The sequence below is a fragment of the Faecalibacterium sp. Marseille-Q4896 genome, assembly GCF_017377615.1.
GTDB lineage: Bacteria > Bacillota > Clostridia > Oscillospirales > Ruminococcaceae > Faecalibacterium > Faecalibacterium taiwanense.
In genome coordinates, this window is record NZ_JAFREG010000006.1 from 66,581 (window position 1) to 86,286 (window position 19,706).

General features: G+C 57.5%; 18 protein-coding genes. 15 read left to right on the plus strand and 3 right to left on the minus strand.

The features are described 5' to 3' along the window. Positions 1–176: 176 nt before the first annotated feature. Positions 177–812: a phosphatase PAP2 family protein gene (locus J3348_RS10430; RefSeq protein WP_005944050.1), complete on the minus strand. Its 636-nt coding sequence runs from the start codon at positions 810–812 to the stop codon at positions 177–179. A gap of 147 nt (positions 813–959) precedes the next feature. On the opposite strand from J3348_RS10430, the gene J3348_RS10435 reads away from it, so the two are divergent. The 7 genes from J3348_RS10435 to mscL all read left to right on the plus strand — a co-directional run bounded on the left by J3348_RS10435 (position 960) and on the right by mscL (position 7,334). Beyond that, positions 960–1,871, plus strand: coding sequence for an HAD-IIB family hydrolase (locus J3348_RS10435; RefSeq protein WP_097774331.1), 912 nt, complete (start codon positions 960–962; stop codon positions 1,869–1,871). Positions 1,872–2,083: 212 nt separating this feature from the next. Then, positions 2,084–3,046: a bifunctional 4-hydroxy-2-oxoglutarate aldolase/2-dehydro-3-deoxy-phosphogluconate aldolase gene (gene eda, locus J3348_RS10440; protein ID WP_207698934.1), complete on the plus strand. Its 963-nt coding sequence runs from the start codon at positions 2,084–2,086 to the stop codon at positions 3,044–3,046. A 93-nt stretch (positions 3,047–3,139) separates the two neighbouring features. After that, positions 3,140–4,165 (plus strand): sugar kinase, encoded by a 1,026-nt coding sequence (locus J3348_RS10445; RefSeq protein WP_005944043.1) that lies wholly within the window; start codon positions 3,140–3,142, stop codon positions 4,163–4,165. 19 nt (positions 4,166–4,184) lie between these two features. Next, entirely contained in the window at positions 4,185–5,033 is an 849-nt protein-coding gene (kduI, locus tag J3348_RS10450) for a 5-dehydro-4-deoxy-D-glucuronate isomerase (protein WP_005944042.1), read from the plus strand. A gap of 81 nt (positions 5,034–5,114) precedes the next feature. Next, complete coding sequence (locus tag J3348_RS10455; RefSeq protein ID WP_097774328.1) at positions 5,115–5,915, plus strand: gluconate 5-dehydrogenase; 801 nt, start codon at positions 5,115–5,117, stop codon at positions 5,913–5,915. Positions 5,916–6,218: 303 nt separating this feature from the next. After that, positions 6,219–6,710, plus strand: a complete 492-nt coding sequence (locus J3348_RS10460) for a hypothetical protein (protein WP_044953969.1) — start codon at positions 6,219–6,221, stop codon at positions 6,708–6,710. A gap of 171 nt (positions 6,711–6,881) precedes the next feature. Then, positions 6,882–7,334, plus strand: coding sequence for a large conductance mechanosensitive channel protein MscL (gene mscL / locus J3348_RS10465; protein WP_207698935.1), 453 nt, complete (start codon positions 6,882–6,884; stop codon positions 7,332–7,334). Between the two features lie 230 nt (positions 7,335–7,564). Here mscL and J3348_RS10470 read toward each other — a convergent pair whose 3' ends face one another. Further along, positions 7,565–9,112, minus strand: a complete 1,548-nt coding sequence (locus J3348_RS10470; protein WP_242702957.1) for an alkaline phosphatase — start codon at positions 9,110–9,112, stop codon at positions 7,565–7,567. Between the two features lie 78 nt (positions 9,113–9,190). Then, positions 9,191–9,328: a hypothetical protein gene (locus J3348_RS10475; RefSeq protein WP_154255525.1), complete on the minus strand. Its 138-nt coding sequence runs from the start codon at positions 9,326–9,328 to the stop codon at positions 9,191–9,193. Between the two features lie 95 nt (positions 9,329–9,423). Here J3348_RS10475 and J3348_RS10480 point away from each other — a divergent pair, with 95 nt between their 5' ends. The 8 genes from J3348_RS10480 (at position 9,424) to J3348_RS10515 (ending at position 19,702) form a co-directional block, all read left to right on the plus strand. After that, positions 9,424–10,236, plus strand: a complete 813-nt coding sequence (locus J3348_RS10480; protein ID WP_120080576.1) for a Cof-type HAD-IIB family hydrolase — start codon at positions 9,424–9,426, stop codon at positions 10,234–10,236. A gap of 154 nt (positions 10,237–10,390) precedes the next feature. Beyond that, the gene (locus J3348_RS10485; protein ID WP_207698937.1) at positions 10,391–11,380 is read left to right on the plus strand and encodes a 3'-5' exonuclease; all 990 of its coding nucleotides are present in this window, start codon (positions 10,391–10,393) and stop codon (positions 11,378–11,380) included. Positions 11,381–11,536: 156 nt separating this feature from the next. After that, the gene (locus J3348_RS10490) at positions 11,537–12,127 is read left to right on the plus strand and encodes a VTT domain-containing protein (protein ID WP_242702958.1); all 591 of its coding nucleotides are present in this window, start codon (positions 11,537–11,539) and stop codon (positions 12,125–12,127) included. A 417-nt stretch (positions 12,128–12,544) separates the two neighbouring features. Continuing rightward, positions 12,545–13,030 carry a MarR family transcriptional regulator gene (locus J3348_RS10495; RefSeq protein ID WP_223388226.1) on the plus strand — a complete coding sequence of 162 codons (486 nt, stop codon included), beginning with the start codon at positions 12,545–12,547 and terminating at the stop codon, positions 13,028–13,030. A gap of 130 nt (positions 13,031–13,160) precedes the next feature. Further along, the gene (locus tag J3348_RS10500; RefSeq protein WP_120080572.1) at positions 13,161–14,912 is read left to right on the plus strand and encodes an ABC transporter ATP-binding protein; all 1,752 of its coding nucleotides are present in this window, start codon (positions 13,161–13,163) and stop codon (positions 14,910–14,912) included. Beyond that, a complete protein-coding gene (locus J3348_RS10505) occupies positions 14,912–16,831 on the plus strand; it encodes an ABC transporter ATP-binding protein (protein WP_207698939.1) in 1,920 nt (639 codons plus the stop codon). The genes J3348_RS10500 and J3348_RS10505 overlap by 1 nt, the downstream gene beginning before the upstream one ends. Before the next feature lie 143 nt (positions 16,832–16,974). Next, the gene (locus tag J3348_RS10510; RefSeq protein WP_207698940.1) at positions 16,975–18,078 is read left to right on the plus strand and encodes a leucine-rich repeat protein; all 1,104 of its coding nucleotides are present in this window, start codon (positions 16,975–16,977) and stop codon (positions 18,076–18,078) included. A 172-nt stretch (positions 18,079–18,250) separates the two neighbouring features. Further along, positions 18,251–19,702, plus strand: a complete 1,452-nt coding sequence (locus J3348_RS10515; RefSeq protein WP_347565381.1) for a VWA-like domain-containing protein — start codon at positions 18,251–18,253, stop codon at positions 19,700–19,702. The last annotated feature ends 4 nt before the right edge of the window (positions 19,703–19,706 follow it).

The following is a 19,706-nucleotide window of genomic DNA, read 5'->3' on the forward strand; positions in this document are numbered from 1 at the left end:
CGGTGTAAAGCAAAAATTGATATACTAGTATTGAAGTTATCAAGACCATATTACCCAACCACAGGGCGGCTGTCAAGTGTGGCTGCAGCTAAAAATCGCCAACATTTTTCTCTGTTTTGTCAAGACAGGCCCCATGGCAGCACAAAAGCCCTCCGGGTGAAGGGCTTTTGCTGCGTTTACTTTTTAGCGGAACGGTACACCACCGGCACCCACACAAAGGCCACGGCCAGACCGCACACCACATCAATGATGGAGTGCTGCTTGGTGAACACTGTGGACGCACAGATCAGTGCAGCCCACACCCAGGCCAGAATTTTCAGGGCCGGGCGCTCCTTTGCCAGCTTGCTGTGGCTGAACGCCAGTGCCATGCAGGCCGAGCTTTGGCAATGGATAGACGGGCACACATTGACCGAGGCGTCCGCCCTCCAGATCAGCTGCATGATGCTCATTGCAATGTTGCTGCGGCCCACCGCATCCACTGTGGGGCGGATATCCAGACCGTTGGGCAGCAGCATGTACAGGATCAGGCAGAAGGTCATGCCGGAAAACATGGTCAGGCAGAGCTTATCGTAGCTTTGGGTGTCGCACCACCACAGCAGGGCCGTCACACCAGCCAGCAGCACAAACCAGCTGCAATACGGAAAGATGAACCACTCATTGAAGGGGATCCGGTCATCAAGCGGGGCGTGGATGATATATTTGGGATCTTTGATGGTCAGATCCAGCCAGAAGAACCAGATCAGATACACCACCCAGTACAGCTGGAACCACAGGTGCGGGCGGCGCCGGCTCCACAATTGTTTGGGATTCATGGTATTTCTCCTATATTTTCAATGTGATAAGATATAATTATACCACATCACGCCATCTTGCGCAAACCTTTCCGGTGCGATAAAATAAAAAGAGTGTTGTAAACTTGCGCTCTGTTTTTGAGCGTACCTATTATAAAAGGAGCCATTATGTTGCAAAGCTTTCCCCTTGTCCGCCTTGCCGCGCTGGATCTGGACGGCACCCTGCTGAACCGGAACAACGAGGTCACCCTTGCCACCCGTCAAGCCATTGCCCGCGCTGTAGAGCATGGCGTGGTGGTGGTGCCCGCCACAGGCCGCCCACTGGCCAGTCTGCCGCCTGTTGTGGCAAAGCTGCCCGGCATCCGGTATGCCATCACCTCCAACGGTGCCGCCGTGTGGGACCTTGGTGATGACCCCATGGGTGCTGTGCACAGCCGCTATGCCAACGCTGCCCAGCGCCACACCAGCGAACCCGCCTGCCTGCTGCACCGCCTGATGCCGACAGAAGTGGCACGGGAAGCTTTTGACCTGTTCCAGCAGTACGATGGCGAGCTGAGCGTATTCAGCGACGGCCTTGCCATCAAGACTCCGGAGGGCATTGCAAAGCTCACCTCCCGCACCGCCCACTTTCTCTCCTCCGAGGCGCGGCAGAACCTGACCGACGGCCGCTTTACCGTCATTCCCGGCATCGAGAGCTGGATGTCCCGCCATGCGCACGAGATTGAAAAACTGTGCATGTTCTTCGACAGCACCGAAAAGACCGCCGCTGCCCTGCCAAAGTTTCAGGCTATCCCGGGCGTGGCCGTGGTGCAGGGTTCGCCGGATAACATTGAAGTGACCGCTGCCGGTGTGGATAAGGGCAGTGCCCTGCTGGCTCTGGCCGACCTGCTGGGCATCCCCCACGAGAATACCCTTGCCGTGGGCGACAGCGAGAACGACCGCGCCATGCTGGAAAAGGCAGGGATCGCCGCTGTTATGGCCAACGGAATGCCCCAGATCAAGGCCATTGGCAGCATTGTGAGCGAAGCCGACTGCGATCACGACGGCGTTGCAGAGCTGTTCGGCAGGCTCGGCATCTGAGCAAACCGGGGCAAAACGGCCCTGCTTTTCAGGTCATTCGTCATTTTTGTGCAATGTATACAAGCTCTTATGCAAAACATTGTGCTTGTTGAGCATTACCAAACTTGTTTCCGTCGTTTATACTAATATTACAAGCGCACAGTGGGTGCACCATGCCTAAACGGCAGCCCACGCGCACCAAGAGAGTTCAAACTAAAAGGAGAAATGCATTTATGAATCCCATCGTAGAAAAGGTCTATCAGATCGGCATTATCCCTGTTATCGCTTTTAACAGCGTTGATGAAGCCCTGCCCCTGTGCAAGGCTCTGGCTGACGGCGGTCTGCCCGCAGCTGAGGTCACCTTCCGTACCGCATGCGCTGAGGAGTGCATCCGCAAGATCCACGAGGAGATGCCCGAGATGCTGCTGGGCGCAGGCACTGTCCTGACCACCGAGCAGGCTGACCGTGCAATGGCAGCAGGCGCATCCTTCATCGTTGCTCCCGGCTTCGACCCCGAAGTCTGCAAGCACGTCATCGACAAGGGCGGCATTATGATGCCCGGCACCTGCTCTGCAGGCGAGATGCAGCAGGCTATGAACATGGGCTGCGAGGCCCTGAAGTTCTTCCCCGCTGAGGCAAACGGCGGTGTCGGCATGCTGAAGAACATCGGCGCTGCCCTGAAGAGCGCACGCTGGATGTGCACCGGCGGTGTCAACGCAAAGAACGTCAACGATTATCTGGGCTATGACCAGATCTTCGCTGTGGGCGGCACCTGGATGTGCAAGAGCGACGTGATCAAAGCCGGCGACTGGGCAAAGATCACCGCTCAGAGCAAGGAAGCTGTTGACACCATGCTGGGCCTGAAGCTGATGCACATTGGCATCAACACCGAGAACGAGGAAGAGGCCATGAAGTTGGCAAACCTCATCGGCAGCCTGCTGAACATGAAGGTCGCTCCCGGCAATTCCAGTATCTTTGTGGGCAACAAGGAGTTTGAGATCATGAAGAAGCCCGGCCGCGGCACCAATGGCCACATCGCCATCGGCTGCAACAACGTCGACCGTGCCATCTATCACCTGTCTCAGCGCGGCGTGAAGTTCGATCTGGACAGCAAGAACGTGAAGAACGGCAAGACCATCGCCTGCTACTTTGCAGACGAGATCGGCGGCTTCGCATTCCATCTGGTTCAGGCCTGAGCTCCGGCTCCCCTATCCGTGAAAGCCCTGCTGCGCCGGGGATGCCCCGCAGCAGAAGGTCATAAACACCTGTAAATAAAAGGAGAATAACCAATGAAAGTCGTTACTTTTGGCGAACTGATGGTTCGTCTGCAGCCGTTCAACTACGAGCGTTTCGTTCAGGCTAACAGCCTGGAGTTCAGCTTCGGCGGCGGCGAGGCAAACGTTGCTGTTTCTCTGGCCAACTACGGTCTGGACGCAGCTTTCGTCACTAAGCTCCCCGCACACGCAATCGGTCAGGCCGCTGTCAACAGCCTGCGCCGTTACGGCGTTGACACCAGCATGATCACCCGCGGCGGCGATCGCGTTGGCATCTACTACAACGAGAAGGGTGCTTCTCAGCGTGGTTCCGTCTGCATCTACGACCGTGCCAACAGTGCCATCCAGCTGGCTCAGCCCTCCGACTTTGATTGGGATAAGATCTTCGAGGGCGTGGACTGGTTCCACTTCACCGGCATCACCCCGGCTCTGGGCGAGAATGTCGTCGAGATCTGCCGCGAGGCCTGCAAGGCTGCTAAGGCTCACGGCGTGAAGATCAGCTGCGACCTGAACTACCGCGGCAAGCTGTGGACCCGTGAGCAGGCCCGCGCTGCCATGACCGATCTGTGCCAGTACGTTGACGTGTGCATCTCCAACGAGGAGGACGCAAAGGACGTGTTCGGCATCGAGGCCGAGGCTACCGATATCTACGGCGGCAAGCTGAATGCTGAGGGCTACAAGAGCGTTGCAAAGCAGCTGGCTGACAAGTTCCACTTCGAGAAGGTCGCTATCACCCTGCGTGAGAGCCACAACGCTTCCGAGAACGGCTGGAGCGCAATGCTGTACGATGTTGCTTCCAATGAGTACTGCTTCTCCAAGAAGTACGAGCTGAAGATCATCGACCGCGTTGGCGGTGGTGACTCCTTCGGCGGCGGCCTGATCTACAGCCTGCTGACCGGCAAGACCACTCAGGAAGCTGTTGAGTTCGCTGTTGCTGCTTCTGCTCTGAAGCACTCCATCGAGGGCGACTACAACATGATGACCGTGTCCGAGGTCGAGAAGCTGGCTGGCGGCGACGGTTCCGGCCGTATCCAGCGCTAATTGCAGGAAGGAGTCCAGAATGGATATCCGCTACTCCTGCAACCAGAAGGATTTCAAGCGCTATACCACTGAGGAAATGCGGGACGAAATGCTCATCACCGGCCTGTACAAGGCCGATGAGGTCGTTGCTGTGTACAGCCATGTGGACCGCATGGTCACGCTGGGCTGCATGCCGGTGCACGAGACCGTGTCCATCGACAAGGGCATCGATGTGTGGGCAAACTTCGGCACCCACTACTTTCTGGAGCGCCGCGAGATCGGCATGTTCAACATCGGCAAGGATTCCACCGGCATCGTGGTGGCCGACGGCGTGAAGTACGAGCTGGGCTACAAGGACTGCCTGTACATCACCAAGGGCACCAAGGAAGTCACCTTTGCTTCCGCCGACCCGGAGCATCCCGCCAAGTTCTACATGGTATCCGCTCCCGCACATTGCTCTTACGAGACCCGCCTGATCAAGATGGCCGATGCAAATCACCGTCCTCTGGGCAGCGTCGAGACCTGCAATAAGCGCACCATCAATCAGTTCATCCACCCGGATGTGCTGAAGACCTGCCAGCTCAGCATGGGTATGACCGAACTGGAATCCGGTTCCAACTGGAACACGATGCCCAGCCACACCCACGAGCGGCGCATGGAAATTTATACCTACTTTGAACTGCCCGAGGGGCAGGTGGTGTTCCACATGTGCGGCGAGCCTACCCAGACCCGCCACATCGTGATGCACAACGAGGATGCTGTCATCAGCCCTTCTTGGAGCATTCACAGCGGCGTAGGCACCTCGAACTATACGTTTATCTGGGCAATGGGCGGCGAGAACATGGAGTTTGACGACATGGACAACATCGCTACCACTGACCTGCGCTAAAAAGCACCATACACAAGCCCCGTACCGGGTCCACCGGTACGGGGCTTTTTGCTAAAAATTTAACTTGAGAAGGAGAAAATCATGGATCTTTCCGCTTTCAACCTGCAGGGCAAGGTGGCTCTGATCACCGGCGGTGCCCACGGCATCGGTTTTTCCATCGCCGAAGGCATGGCCAAGTGCGGTGCCGCCATCTGCTTCAACTGCTCTTCCGAAGCAAGCCTTGAAAAGGGCCTTGCAGCATACAAGGCAGCCGGCATCGACGCACACGGCTATGTGGCCGACGTGTCCGATGAGGACGCTGTGAACGCCATGGTTGCAAAGATCAAGGCCGAGGTCGGCCCTGTGGACATTCTGGTAAACAATGCCGGCCTGATGAAGCGCGTGCCCATGATTGAGATGAGCCACGCCGACTTTATGCGGGTCATCGACGTGCATGTAGGCGGTGCCTTCAACTGCTCCAAGGCCGTTCTGCCGGACATGATGGAAAAGCGCGAGGGCAAGATCATCAACATCTGCTCCATGATGAGCGAGCTGGGCCGCGAGACCGTCTCCGCCTACGCTGCCGCCAAGGGTGCACTGAAGATGCTCACCAAGAACATCGCTTCCGAGTACGGCGAGTACAACATCCAGTGCAACGGCATGGGCCCCGGCTACATTGCCACTGCCCAGACCGCACCCCTGCGGGAGGTGCAGCCGGACGGCAGCCGCCACCCCTTCGACCAGTTCATCACCGCCAAGACCCCCGCAGGCCGCTGGGGTGAGCCGGACGACATGGTGGGCCCCTGCGTGTTCCTTGCAAGCCACGCTTCCGACTTTGTGAACGGTCAGATTCTGTACGCCGACGGCGGCATTCTGGCTTACATCGGCCGCCAGCCCAAGTAAGACCATTTGGTGCTGCGCCTTCTTTAACCTTCCGACCAGACAGCTCTGTGCAGATCAAGATCTGCATGGGGCTGTCTTTTTACGAAACGGCAAGCAGCCTTTCCTACAAAACTTTGCTTCATGTCAACTCATGTTAAAATGTTCCAATTTCATGTCAAATTGGTAACAGTTCCTGTTTCATCGTTCAAAATGTACATAGGCGTCTTGATTTTTTGTCGAAATTCCCGTATAATCGTCTTCATCATCCATCACATCCTGTTGGTTGATCTGAATACGAAGAAATTTCAAAGGAGTATATTTCACATGAAACTCAAGAACATTGCGATCGTTGCTGCCGCTGCAGCACTGGCTGTTGGCATGACCGCCTGCGGTTCTTCTGCATCCTCCACCGCCGCTTCCTCTTCTGTGGCTTCTTCTGCTGCTGCTTCTTCCGAGGCTGCAAGCTCTGAGGCTGCTTCCAGCGAAGCAGCTGAGCCCACCACCGCTGAGTACACTGTGTACAACACCACCGGTTCTACCGTCACCGAGCTGTACCTGTACGATGCAGGCAGCGACGAGAAGGGCGACAATCTGGCCGGCGAGAACGGTCTGGCTGACGGCGAAAACATCGTCATCACCCGCGACGTGGAGGCTGACAAGCAGTCCGACGTGACCTACATTCTGGAGTTCACCACCGAGGACGGCCAGACCCAGAGCTTTGAGACCCTGCACTACGAGGTCGCTCCCATCTCCCTGCTGAGTGTGGATGCCGCTGCAGGTGCTACCCCCATCGCTTTTACTGCACCGGAAAAGTAAAAACTGTTTCATCCTTGCAAAACGGGAAAGTCTGCGGGCTTTCCCGTTTTATTTTTTGCCAAAAGAGGGCTGAGGCTGTCATTTTCCCTTGCAATCACGCCAAAAATCCGCTATCATAGACGCAAATACGTTCCCTTGCGGCATAAAGGGAGTAAAGGAGTGGATTTTCTTATGGCAGAAAAAGAAGTGAAAGGCATCAAAAAGTTTTTTGAAGAGTTCAAGGCCTTTGCCATGCGCGGCAATGTGCTGGATATGGCAGTCGGTGTTGTGATCGGCGGTGCCTTTACCGCCATCGTCAACTCACTGGTGAACGACATCATCAACCCCTCCATCGGCCTGTTTTTCAACGCCGATTTCTCGGACGTCGGCATCCATGTGGGTGACGTGATGATCGGCATTGGTTCCTTTATCAATGCCATCATCAACTTCCTGATCGTGGCCTTTGTGCTGTTTGTGGTCATCAAGACCATCAATGCCCTGCACAAGAAGCCTGCTGAGCCGGAAGCTCCCGCAGAGCCCACCACCAAGGTGTGCCCCTACTGCCAGAGCGAGATCTCTATCAAGGCAGTGCGCTGCCCCCACTGCACCAGTAAGCTGGAGGGCTTCCCGGAGATCAACAATTAAATTTTGAATGGCCTCCGCTTTGCTCTGGCCATATTCAGCGGAATCATTTTCTAAATTACAAATCGGGAAAGTCTGCGGACTTTCCCGATTTGTTTTTTCACCCGCGGAGCCGCAAAGGCAAACAGCATAATCAACGCAAAACCTCCCTGCCCGGCCGCAGTCGCTGCGGTTCCAGAGCGGGGAGGTTTTACTTTATCCGGGAAAATGTGAAAAATCAGTCCGGTGAAGCTTTACTTGACCTTGGTCAGGTCGGCCAGCTTGTGGAAGATCTCGGTGTTGTCGAACACGCCGCCGAACTTCTCCGCACCCACGCCGTTGGCGTAGACGTTCACCATGGCACCGGTGTGGGCGTAGGTGGTATGATCCATACCGGACTTGTGGTTGATGGTGTGGCAGATTGCCATGCTGAACGGGATATAGGTACCGTACAGCTCATAGTCCTGCTGAGACATGTCCTTCTGGCTGGCAGAGCCAACCTTCAGGGTGCGCTCGTAGGCGGTGCGCAGGTTCTGCACCTCGTAGTCGGTCAGCAGCAGCTTGCCGGCGTTGGCGGCATCCGGGTCGGTGGGCAGGGTCAGACCGAAGTTTGCCTTCACATCCTGCATGGCAGCTTCAAAGGGGGTCTTGTTGGCGATGTAGTTCTGCACATAGGTGGAATCAAACTTTGCGTAGGACATCTTCTGGTGGGTCAGGTTCGTCAGGAAGGTGTCGTAGTTGGTGGTCTTGTAGCCGATGGCCATGCCGCCGGTCTCGTGGTCGGCGGTGACAAGGATCAGGGTCTCGTTGGGGTGCTTGTTCTGGAACTCCACAGCTGCCTGCACGGCGTTGCTCATCTCCAGCACATCGTGGATGGAAGCAGCGGCATCGTTTGCATGGCAGGCCCAGTCGATCTTACCGCTCTCGGTCATGAGGAAGAAACCCTTGGGGTTATCCAGCAGCTCGATGCCCTTCTTGACGTAATCGGTCAGCTGCCACTCGCCTGCGGCGGCATCCATGGCGTAGTTCATGGCCTTGCCGTCGGCCAGATTTTCGGCAATGATCAGGGTCTTGCCTGCGCCTGCGGTCAGGGCGGCAGCGCCTGCCTGCGTGGTGACCACATTGTATCCGGCCTGAGCAGCCACCTCGTGGTTGTTGGGGCCGGTGCCGTCGCCGTTCACCTTCTGGAACTCGCCGCCGGCAAAGTATTCAAAGCCGGAGTTTGCCAGCTCCACGCCGATCTGGTAGTAGTTCTTGCGGGTCTTCTGATGAGCGTAGAAGGCGGCGGGAGTGGCGTGGTCGATATTGACCGAGGAGATGATGCCCACCTTGTAGCCCTTCTGGGCGTGCAGCTTTTCGGCAATGGTCTCATAGGGCACATCGCGGGTCCACGGGCACATATTGATGACACCGCTCTCGGTCTTGTGGCCAGTGGCGATGGAGGTTGCGGTGGAAGCGGAGTCCGGGCAGAAAGAAGTGCTGTCGTAGGTAGTCACGCTGCCCACGGTGGGGAAGCTGGTGAAGCTCAGGTCGGCCTCGGTCACAGCGCCGTTGTTGTCCACGGTGCCCTTGTAGAAGCGGGCAGACTGGATCTGGGCAGTGCCCATGCCGTCGCCGATGAACAGGAAGATGTACTTGGGTTTCTGGAACAGGCCCAGCAGGCAGTTTTCCTCGTCGGCTGCGGCATCCGCATCCGGCTGTGCTGCGTTTGCGGCAACGGGTGCAGCAGCCATCATGCCGACGGCAGAAGCAGCTGCGCCAAACTTGAGAAAGCTGCGGCGGGAGATCTTGTTTTCTTTCATGACGTGATCCTCTCTTTTCATTCAATCAAACATTGCGGGCCTGCCTCAGGCCCCGTTTTTCTTCTTGTGGGAACGCTTTTATTGTAGCGCACCGCCTTGCGGGGAAAAACCATGCCGCCGCAAAGCTTTGGTAAAACCGGTGCGGCTGCATCCGCGCCAACGTAAAAAGCCGGAAAGGGATGTAAAATCCTGCTCAAGTGCCACCACTTTTTCCACAAACGTCTCTGCAAGGGTTGAAAGATGATGGCATTTCATTGTACAATAAGAGAGTAAGTGCTTTTTTACCTTTATATAAGTTGAGAGGATTTTATATGGCAGAGATCAAAGTTCTGGCACTGGATCTGGATGGCACCCTGACCAACAGCCAGAAGGAAGTTACACCCCGCACCCGCGCCGCACTGGATGCCGCAATTGCAAAGGGTGTCACCATCGTGCTGGCATCCGGCCGTCCCACCGCGGGCGTGCTGCCGCTGGCAAAGGAACTGGGGCTGGATAAAAAGGGCGGCTGCATCCTTTCTTACAACGGCGGCAAGATCATCGACTGCCGCACCGGCGAGACTTTGTACCAGAAACAGCTGGATGCCCAGTACGTACCCGAGCTGTGCGCCTTTGCCGCCGCACAGAACGTGACCATTATCACCTATAATAAAGAAGGCGTTGTCACCGAGCACCCGGACGACAAATGGGCACTGCGCGAGTGCTTTACCTGCAAGCTGCCCATGACCGGCGTGGACGATCTGGCAAAGTATGTGGATTACCCCATCTGCAAAATGCTCATCACGCTGGACCCAGCCCGCCGGGACGAAGTGTGGGCCGCCGGCAAAAAGCAGTTTGACGGCCGCATCGACCTGTACCCCTCCAGCCCGTTCTTTATTGAAGCCGTGCCGCTGGGCGTTGCCAAGGACGGCAGCCTTGCCGCCCTTTTGGAGCACATGGGCCTTGGCCGCGAAAACCTGATGGCCTGCGGCGACGGCCTGAACGACCGCTCCATGATCGAGTACGCCGGTGTAGGCGTGGCCATGCAGAACGCTGAAGAGCCGGTAAAGGCCGTGGCCGACTATGTGACTGCCGCCGACAACGACCACGACGGTGTGGCCGAGGCTGTGGAGAAGTTTATTTTATAACCCTCTCTGTCTTTGCTTCGCAAATCCACCTCTCCCGAAGGGCGAGGTTTCATCCATCTAATCGTAACGTATGATAAAAGCTCCCCCTTTGGGGGAGCTGGCACGGCGCAAGCCGTGACTGAGAGGGTTTGATTCAAAAGAGAGGACAAACAAAATGCCGCGCAATCTGGTTTTATTTGATCTGGAATGGAATATCGGCTACCAGCCGTATACCTTTAATTACCATGGCGTGCAGCAGACCTTCCGGGGCGAGATCGTGGAGATCGGTGCCGTGAAGATCGACGAGGATGCCAACGTGCTGGACACCTTTTCCATCCATCTGCGGCCCCGCATCTTCCGTAAGCTGCAGCATCACATTGCTAAAGTCACCGGCCTGACGCAGGCCGATCTGGACAAGGGTGAGCCCATCGTGCAGGGCCTGCGCCGCTTTATGCAGTGGTGCGGCCCGGATGCCGAATTTGCCGAGTGGGGCATGGATGACGTACCGGTGCTCAAGCAGAACCTGTACCTGTGCAACATCGATGAATCAAAGCCCACCGTCTGGTACGACCTGCAGCAGGTGTTCCTGCGGGAGCATCCCCGCAAAGAGGGCGAGGGCATGACGCTGGAAAGCGTCGTCACCCGCTTAGGGCTGCCCATGGAGCGGCAGTTCCACGATGCCCTTTCCGACACGCTGTACACCGCCGATGTCTGCCGGATGCTCGACCTGCGGGCCGGTCTTGCGGCCTACCCCACTGAAGAGGAATCCCTGCGGGCCAGCCTGTGCCCCACCCCCGGCGACTACCGGGATTTTGAGGTCTTCCGCGGCTATGTGGAGCAGTACACCTGGCGCACCGACCCCAAAATTTACACCATGAGCTGCCCGGAGTGCGGCGCACCACTGACTCCGGACGATGTATGGTTGAAAAAGGGCAGCAACAGCTGGTACACCCTGAGCCAGTGCCCCCACTGCGCCGGCAGCAGCAATGCCGCAGGCAAGGGTGTGTTCCAGCGCTACAAGCTGGCCCGCCGCGACGGCCTGCACTGGAGCTACGCCCGCTGCCTGCAGATCCCGGACGATGCTTCTCTTGCCCGGTGGGAAAAGCAGCGCACCGCCCAGCTGGAGCGTATGAAGGCCCGCGCAGAAAAGCAGGCTGCGGAGTAAAACAGCACCGGCAGCTTCGTAGTATCCCAAGGAAGCTGTGCACAGGGCAAAAAAAATGTCGCTTTGTGTTCATGCTTGTGTCATACAATATGGATATACTACGGATAGAGGAACCTGCGGATGGGAAAGCGCAGGCGGAAGGGATGGATGTGCACAATGAACTTTTGTCTGCGCCAGCTGGGAACGCTGGAGTTCTGGGAAACTCTGCTGGACAGTTTTGGCAACCTTGGCCCCATTGCCCCCATCACGCTGGCCATGGTGGAGTCGTTTTTTCCGCCGCTGCCGCTCATTGCCATTGTGGCGCTGAATGTAGCGGCTCACGGCGGCATTCTGGGTTTTCTGTACAGCTGGACCGGTGTGGCGCTGGGCGGCAGCATCATGTTCCTGTTCTGGCGGCGGGTGGTCAAGTGCTTCTTCTGGAAGTTTGCCTCCCGCTCGCCCAAGCTGGAAAAGGCTCAGCAGTGGGTGAACCGCTTTGACACTTCGTCGCTGTTCATGCTCGCGCTGCTGCCCTTCGCGCCAAGCTCCTTTATGCATCTGGCCTTTGGCATCTCGGACTTTGACGAAAAGCGCTATCTCATTACCATGCTGCTGGGCAAGGGCGTGATGATTGCCATGATGGCAGTGTTTGGGCAGTCGCTGGTCAGTTCCATGAAAAACCCGTTGTATCTGGTGCTGGCCGTTCTGCTGTGGGGCGGGATGTACTGGGTGAGCAAACAGTTCTGCAAAAAACACAATCTGGAATAATAATTTAGAATGCCCTCCGCTTCGCTCTGGGCATATTTAGCGGAAAAATATTTTTATAATAGGGCAACAGCAGACAGCCTGCGGGCTGTCTGCTGTTGCATTTTCACAGTAATGGCCCAAAAGGTAAACTCCATCTGTTGCGCTTATTTCCTTCGGAAATGACCGCGCAACCGGAAAATATGCCGCTTGCAACTACGGCCCCTTCCGTGAAAAAGCAAACCAGCCAAGCCCGCAGGCTTGGCTGGTTTGCAATATAAAAAATAATATTTCATTATTTTATGCCCAGAGCAAAGCGGAGGGCATTTAAAATCGTTTCCTTCCCCTTGACATTCACTTTGACTGCTGTATAATATGTATGCTATCAAACAGTTTTATTTGAAACTGTTCAATGCCAAAACAACCATGAAGGACAAAACCATGATGTGTGACGAAACCAAAAACGAGTGCTGCAATCACGCCGATCCCCCTTGGGAAGGCCCACAGGTCATCCCGGCGCAGATCCGCCGGGTGGACAACCTGATCTTCCGCAAGATCAACCAGTTTGCCCGCGAAAATGACGTGGAGCAGGCCACCCCCATGCACGGGTGGATCATTGGGTATCTCTACCGCCACCGGGACACCCCCGTGTTCCAGCGGGACATTGAGCGGGAGTTCTCTATCACCCGCTCCACCGTGACCAACATCCTGCAGTTGATGGAGCGCAAGGGCTATATCGAGCGGCGCAGTGTTCCGCAGGACGCCCGGCTCAAGCAGCTGGTGCTCACCGAAGAGGGCATCTGCTTCCACGAAAAGACGATGCTCTGCTTCCACCAGACCGACGACTATGTGGCCGGGCTGCTGACAGCGGAGGAAAATACCGAGCTGCTGCGGCTTTTAAACAAGCTGCGGGATGCACTGCAGTGATGCAACCTGCCGAAAAAGTGTTCGTTAAATTAGTAATTATGAACATTTTTTGAAACGTCTTGACAATTAAAATGTTTTGTATAAAATTGTTCTGTACCAAACAAATAAAAAGCAACAGGAGGTAACTCAGATGATCAAAAAGTTAGTGTCACATCTGGGCGAGTATAAACGCGCCGCAGTCCTGACACCGCTCTTTGCCGCTCTGGAAGCCGTGATGGATGTGCTTTTGCCCACCATCATGGCCTTTATCATCGATCAGGGCATTGAAAAGGGCGATATGAACGCCATCCTCAAGTACGGCCTGCTCACCTTTCTGGTGGCTGTGGTCGCGCTGGCGCTGGGCGTTCTGGCCGGCAAATACGCCGCCGAGGCATCCACCGGCTTTGCCGGAAATCTGCGCGATGCCATGTATGAGAACATCCAGCATTATTCTTTTTCCAACATTGATAAATTCTCCACCGCAGGCCTTGTCACCCGTATGACCACCGACGTGACCAACGTACAGAACGCATTCCAGATGATCGAGCGCATGTGCGTGCGCGCCCCGGTGCATCTGGTGTTCGCCCTGTTCATGGCCGTGATGATCGGCGGCCCGCTGTCACTGATCTTCGTGGTGGCTGTGGTCTTTCTGGTGGCGGTGCTGGCAGGCATCATGGTGCCCACCTTCCACATCTTTGACCGGGTGTTCAAAAACTACGATGCCCTGAACGCTTCCGTGCAGGAAAACGTCTCCGCCATCCGCGTAGTGAAGAGCTTCGTGCGCGAGGGCTTTGAAAACGAGAAGTACACCAAAGCCTGCCAGAGCCTGTACGACCAGTTTGTGAACGCTGAGAGCCGCCTGAGCTTCAATAACCCTGCCATGCTCACCGCCGTTTACGGCTGCAACATCGCCCTGAGCTGGCTGGGTGCCAAGTACGTTCTGCATGGTGCCATCACCACCGGCCAGCTGAACGCTCTGTTCGGCTACATCATGAACATCCTCATGGCCCTGATGATGCTGAGCATGGCCTTTGTCATGATCTCCATGTCTGCCGCTTCCGCAAAGCGTATTGTGGAAGTGCTGGACGAGACCACCGACCTGCCCCCCGCAAAGCAGCCGGTGCAGCAGGTGAAGGACGGCGGCATCGAGTTCGAGCATGTCACCTTCAAGTATAAGCACGGCAGCGGCCAGCCGGTGCTGAATGATATCACCTTCAGCATCAAGCCCGGTGAGACCTTAGGTATCATCGGCGGCACTGGCAGCGCAAAATCCAGCCTTGTGCAGCTGATCCCCCGCCTGTATGATGCCGAGAGCGGCACCGTGCGCGTGGGCGGCGTGGATGTGCGCGACTACAACCTCGACGTGCTGCGCCGCGAGGTGTCCATGGTGCTGCAGAAGAACGTGCTGTTCAGTGGCACCATTCTCGATAACCTGCGCTGGGGCGACGAGAACGCCAGCGAGGAAGAGTGCATCCGTGTGGCAAAGCTTGCCTGCGCCGATGAGTTCATCGAGCGCTTCCCGGACAAATACAATACATGGATCGAGCAGGGCGGCTCCAATGTGTCCGGCGGCCAGAAGCAGCGCCTGACCATCGCCCGCGCCCTGCTGCGCAAGCCCAAGGTGCTGATTTTGGACGACTCCACCAGCGCCGTGGATACCGCTACCGATGCCAAGATCCGCAAGGCATTCCGGGAGGAGATCCCCGGCACCACCAAGATCATCATTGCACAGCGCATTTCCTCGGTGCAGGACGCCGACCGCATCCTTGTGCTGGATAACGGTAAGATCGATGGTCTGGGCACCCACGAAGAGCTGCTCAAAACCAACGCCATCTATCAGGAAGTTTACAACAGCCAGACCCAGGGCAGCGGCGACTTTGACAAACAGGGAGGTGAACAGTAATGGCTCAGGCAAAAGAAGTTCGCGGCCCCGGCCCCCGCATGGGCGGCCCCCGGCCCAAAGTGGAAAACCCGGGCAAGCTGCTGAAGCGCATCATGGATGAGGTATTCCGGCACTATCTGCCCCATTGCATCCTTGTACTTGTCTGCATCGTGGTCAGCGCGCTGGCAAACGTACAGGCCAGTCTGTTCTTAAAGACCCTGATGGACGATTACATCGTGCCCATGACCCAGCAGCAGGATCCGGATTTTGCCCCGCTGGCAGCAGCTCTGCTGCGGGTAGGCATTATCTACGTCATTGGCATTCTGGCCGCATGGCTCAACGCCCGCATCATGGTCAACGTGACGCAGGGCACCCTGCGCAACCTGCGCACCCAGCTGTTCACCCACATGGAGAGCCTGCCCATCAAGTATTTTGACCAGCATCCCCACGGCGACATCATGTCCGTGTACACCAACGATGTGGATACCCTGCGCCAGATGCTCAGCCAGAGCATCCCGCAGCTAGTGTCCAGCGCCATTACCATTGTTTCGGTGTTCTTCAGCATGTGCATGCTCAGCTGGCAGCTGACGATCGTTACCATGCTGATGGTGGCGCTGATGATGTTCTGCTCCAAAAAGATCACCCAGCAGTCCGGCAAATACTTCATCCAGCAGCAGCGGGATCTGGGCAAGTTGAACGGCTACATCGAAGAGATGATGGAGGGCCAGAAGGTCGTCAAGGTGTTCACCCACGAACAGAAGGCGCTGGACGGTTTCCGCCAGCTGAACGACCAGCTGAAGGACAGCGCCAACAAAGCCAACAGCTTTGCCAACATCATGATGCCGGTCAACGCCCAGCTGGGCAACATCAGCTATGCCGTCTGCGCGCTGGCAGGCGCAGCCATGGCCGTGAGCGGCATGGGCGGCACGACCCTTGGCACGGTGGTGGCTTTCCTGAGCCTGAACAAGGGCTTCAACATGCCCATCAGTCAGGTGTCCATGCAGGCCAACAGCATCATCATGGCTCTGGCCGGTGCCGAGCGTATCTTCAAGATGATGGACGAAGAGAGCGAGACCGACGAGGGCTATGTCACGCTGGTCAACGCCAAGTATGACCGCGACGATAACCTTGTGGAAGCCACCGAGCGCACCGGCATCTGGGCATGGAAGCACCCGCACCACGACGGCACTACCACCTACCACAAGCTGGAAGGCAGCATCACCTTTACCGATGTAGACTTTGGCTATGTGCCGGAAAAAACCGTCCTGCACGATATCAATCTGTATGGCCGTCCGGGCCAGAAGATCGCCTTTGTCGGCTCTACCGGTGCCGGTAAGACCACCATCACCAACCTCATCAACCGGTTCTACGACATTCAGGACGGCAAGATCCGCTACGACGGCATCAACATCCACAAGATCAAAAAGGCCGATCTGCGCCGTTCTCTGGGCATCGTGCTGCAGGACACCCATCTGTTCACCGGCACGGTGATGGAGAACATCCGCTACGGCCGGCTGGATGCCACCGATGAAGAGTGCATCGCCGCCGCCCGCCTTGCCAACGCGGATGGCTTCATCAAGCGCCTGCCGGAAGGCTACAACACCATGCTCACCGGCGATGGTGCCAACCTCTCGCAGGGCCAGCGCCAGCTGCTGGCCATCGCCCGCGCCGCCGTGGCAGATCCCCCGGTGCTGATCCTGGACGAGGCCACCTCCTCCATCGATACCCGCACCGAAGCGCTGGTGCAGCGCGGCATGGACGGCTTGATGTACGGCCGCACCAGCTTTGTCATTGCGCACCGCCTGTCCACCGTCCGCAATGCAGACTGCATCGTGGTGCTGGAGCAGGGCCGCATCATCGAGCGCGGCAGCCACGACGAGCTGATCGCCAAGAAGGGCAAGTATTACCAGCTGTACACCGGCAATCTGGCCGAGGACTAAGCGTTTTTCTACCTTCTCAAAAGAGCCGCCGCACCGGCACACCGCCGTGCGGCGGCTCCTTTTCTCTTCTCCGCTCTGGACAATCACCCCCTGTTCGCGGTATACTGAACCTTGAATGAATTGCAGGAAAACGAGGTCAGAACATGGCATATCCGGAAAACGCCCTTACATTGGACATCCTGCCGCTTTCGGCAGACACAGCCCGGCTGGTGCGGGTGTACGGCACAGAGCCGTGTATCGCGCTGCCCGGCACCCTGCCAGCACCGGAGGGCGGCAGCTTTGCTGTTACCGAACTGGGCGACTACTGCTTTTCCGAAAAGCCGCGCAGCCTGCCTGCGGCAGACAAGACCTGCCGCTACACGGTGGAGCCGGACGGCACGGTGCAGCTGACCCGGGCCTTTGGGCAGACGGTGGGCGGCACCTGCCGCCGGTACGACTTCGACTTTGACGCGCCCGCTGCCGGTTTGGATGCAGACGACCTGCACCCGGTGTGTGGGAACTTTCTCGAAGAGCTGACCCTACCGGACAGCTTACAGGTCGTCGGCAGCTGCGCATTCTACAACTGCCGCAGCCTGCGCCTGCTCACGGTGGGCAGCGGCAGCCTGACCGTAGGCAGCGATGTGTTTTTGAACTGCTTCGCGCTGGAGACCATCCGGGTGCAGGCAGGCCCTGAAGAACCTACCGGCCTGTTTGCCCTTGTGAACAACATCACCGAGGCCGTGCGGGCTGAGTTTTGCCCTGCCGGTGCCGCCGCGCCGCTGGCGGCGCTGTGGTATCCCGCCTACTGGGAGGACATCGAGGAGACCCCCGCCCACATCCTTCTGCACACCTTTTCCGGCCAAGGATACCATTACCGGCAGTGTTTTTTAGAGAACAAATTCCTCCCCGCAGAATACGACGCGATCTTCCCGCAGGGCCACGATGCCGACGATGCCAATGTGATGGCAATGCTCTGCTTTGACCGGCTGCGGTATCCGTGGCAGCTGACCGAAGCTGCCGCCGGGCATTACCGGGCGTTTCTGGCGGCAAACACCGACCGGGTGCTGGCCCGCCTGCTGAAGGCACAGGACAATGATGCCGTGCGTGCACTCATTGCGCTGGATGTGCTGGACAAAGACGGCTTTGCCGAAGCTTCAGCCCTTGCTGCCAAGGCCGGGAACGCCGCTGCCGCCGCTCTGCTGGCGGATGCGGAGCACAAAAAGTATGTTCCTCAGCCCAAAAAGCAGCGGTACGATTTTGATTTTTAAACAGCAGAAAACTCCTTCCGTCGCACTTCGTGCGCCAGCTCCCTCTAAGAGGAAGCCTTTGGCAGTAAGGGTAAGCTTCCGGTTTCGCCAGAGACCCCATCCCTGAGAGGGCTGGCATCGCGCAGCGATGACTGGGGGAGTTTGCAGCGAGGCTGAGAGGGTTCTAAGTGAGGTGACACTTTTGCCCCAAACGATCCAAAAAGAAAAATTTTTTGACCCGCGCAAGCCGTTCCAGTCCCAGCGGCCGGAGACCCACGAGGAGTGGCAGGCACGCATGGGCGGCGAGGTGCTGGCGGTGGTGCGCAGCGGGCTGTATCTGGACTTCCGCTTTCTGGATATGGCGCTCAGTGCCTTGTCCCCCGCCCCGGACGAGCGCTGCCGGGTGCTGGCTACGGACGGTCAGGTCCTGTTTTATCAGCCCAGCCACCTGCTGCGGCTCTATCAGGACAATCCAAAATATCTCAACCGGTTGTATCTGCACACCATATTCCACTGCGTATTCCGACATTTGTGGCTGAAAGGCCGCCGGGAGCCGCAGCTGTGGAGCCTTGCCTGTGATATCGCAGTGGAAAACGTTATCGACAGCCTGAACCGCACCAGCGTCAAGCGCCCGCTGACCTATGTGCGCCAGAACGCCTACCAGCAGATCACCGCCGAGGAAACCGTGGTGGCAGCCGCGCCGGTGTATCGGTGGCTCACCCGGCAGACCCCCGGTGTGCTGCGCCAGCTGGAGCGGGAGTTCGTGACCGACGACCACCGTCTGTGGCCGAAGGATGCGCCTGACCAGCCCCAGCAGATGCCCACGCCGCTGCCCCAGAAAACGTGGCAGAAGATCGGGGAGCGGATGCAGACAGAGCTGGACCTGCGGGACAAGGAAGCGGGCGACGGGGCCGATGCTCTGAAGCAGCAGGTGAAGGCCTCCAACCGCAGCCGCCGCAGCTACCGGGATTTTCTGCGCCGGTTCTGCGTGCTGCGGGAGGAAGTAAAGCTGGACCCGGACGAGTTCGACCTGAACTTCTACACCTACGGCCTTTCGGTGTACGGAAACCTGCCCCTCATCGAGCCTCTGGAAAGCCGGGAGAGCAAAAAGATCGAGGAGCTGGCCCTTGTCATCGACACCAGCTACTCCACCTCCGGTGAACTGGTGCGGGCGTTCCTTGCGGAGACCTACACTCTGCTGAAAGGACAGGAGAACTTTTTCCACCGGATGAACCTGCACCTGATCCAGGCCGATAACGCCATCCGGCAGGATATCCTGATCCACAACGAGGACGAGCTGATCCACGCCATGAACCACTTTGAGCTGCGGGGCGGCGGAGGAACGGACTTCCGCCCGGCCTTTGAATATGTGAACCAGCTGTGCGCCGAGAAGAAGTTCTCGAACCTGCGGGGCCTTTTGTACTTCACCGACGGCATGGGAACCTACCCCGCCAAGCGCCCGGCCTACGACACCGCTTTTCTGTTTCTGGGGGAGCGGTTCGACGATGCCAATGTACCACCGTGGGCCATGAAGGTGGTTCTGGATGAAGAGGAATTTACCGGTGCAGCAGCCCGCCCGCAAAGCACCCTTGCCGACGCGCTGGCCGAAGAGGACGACCTGTACCGTGACCTGAACAATTCGTGAGGGA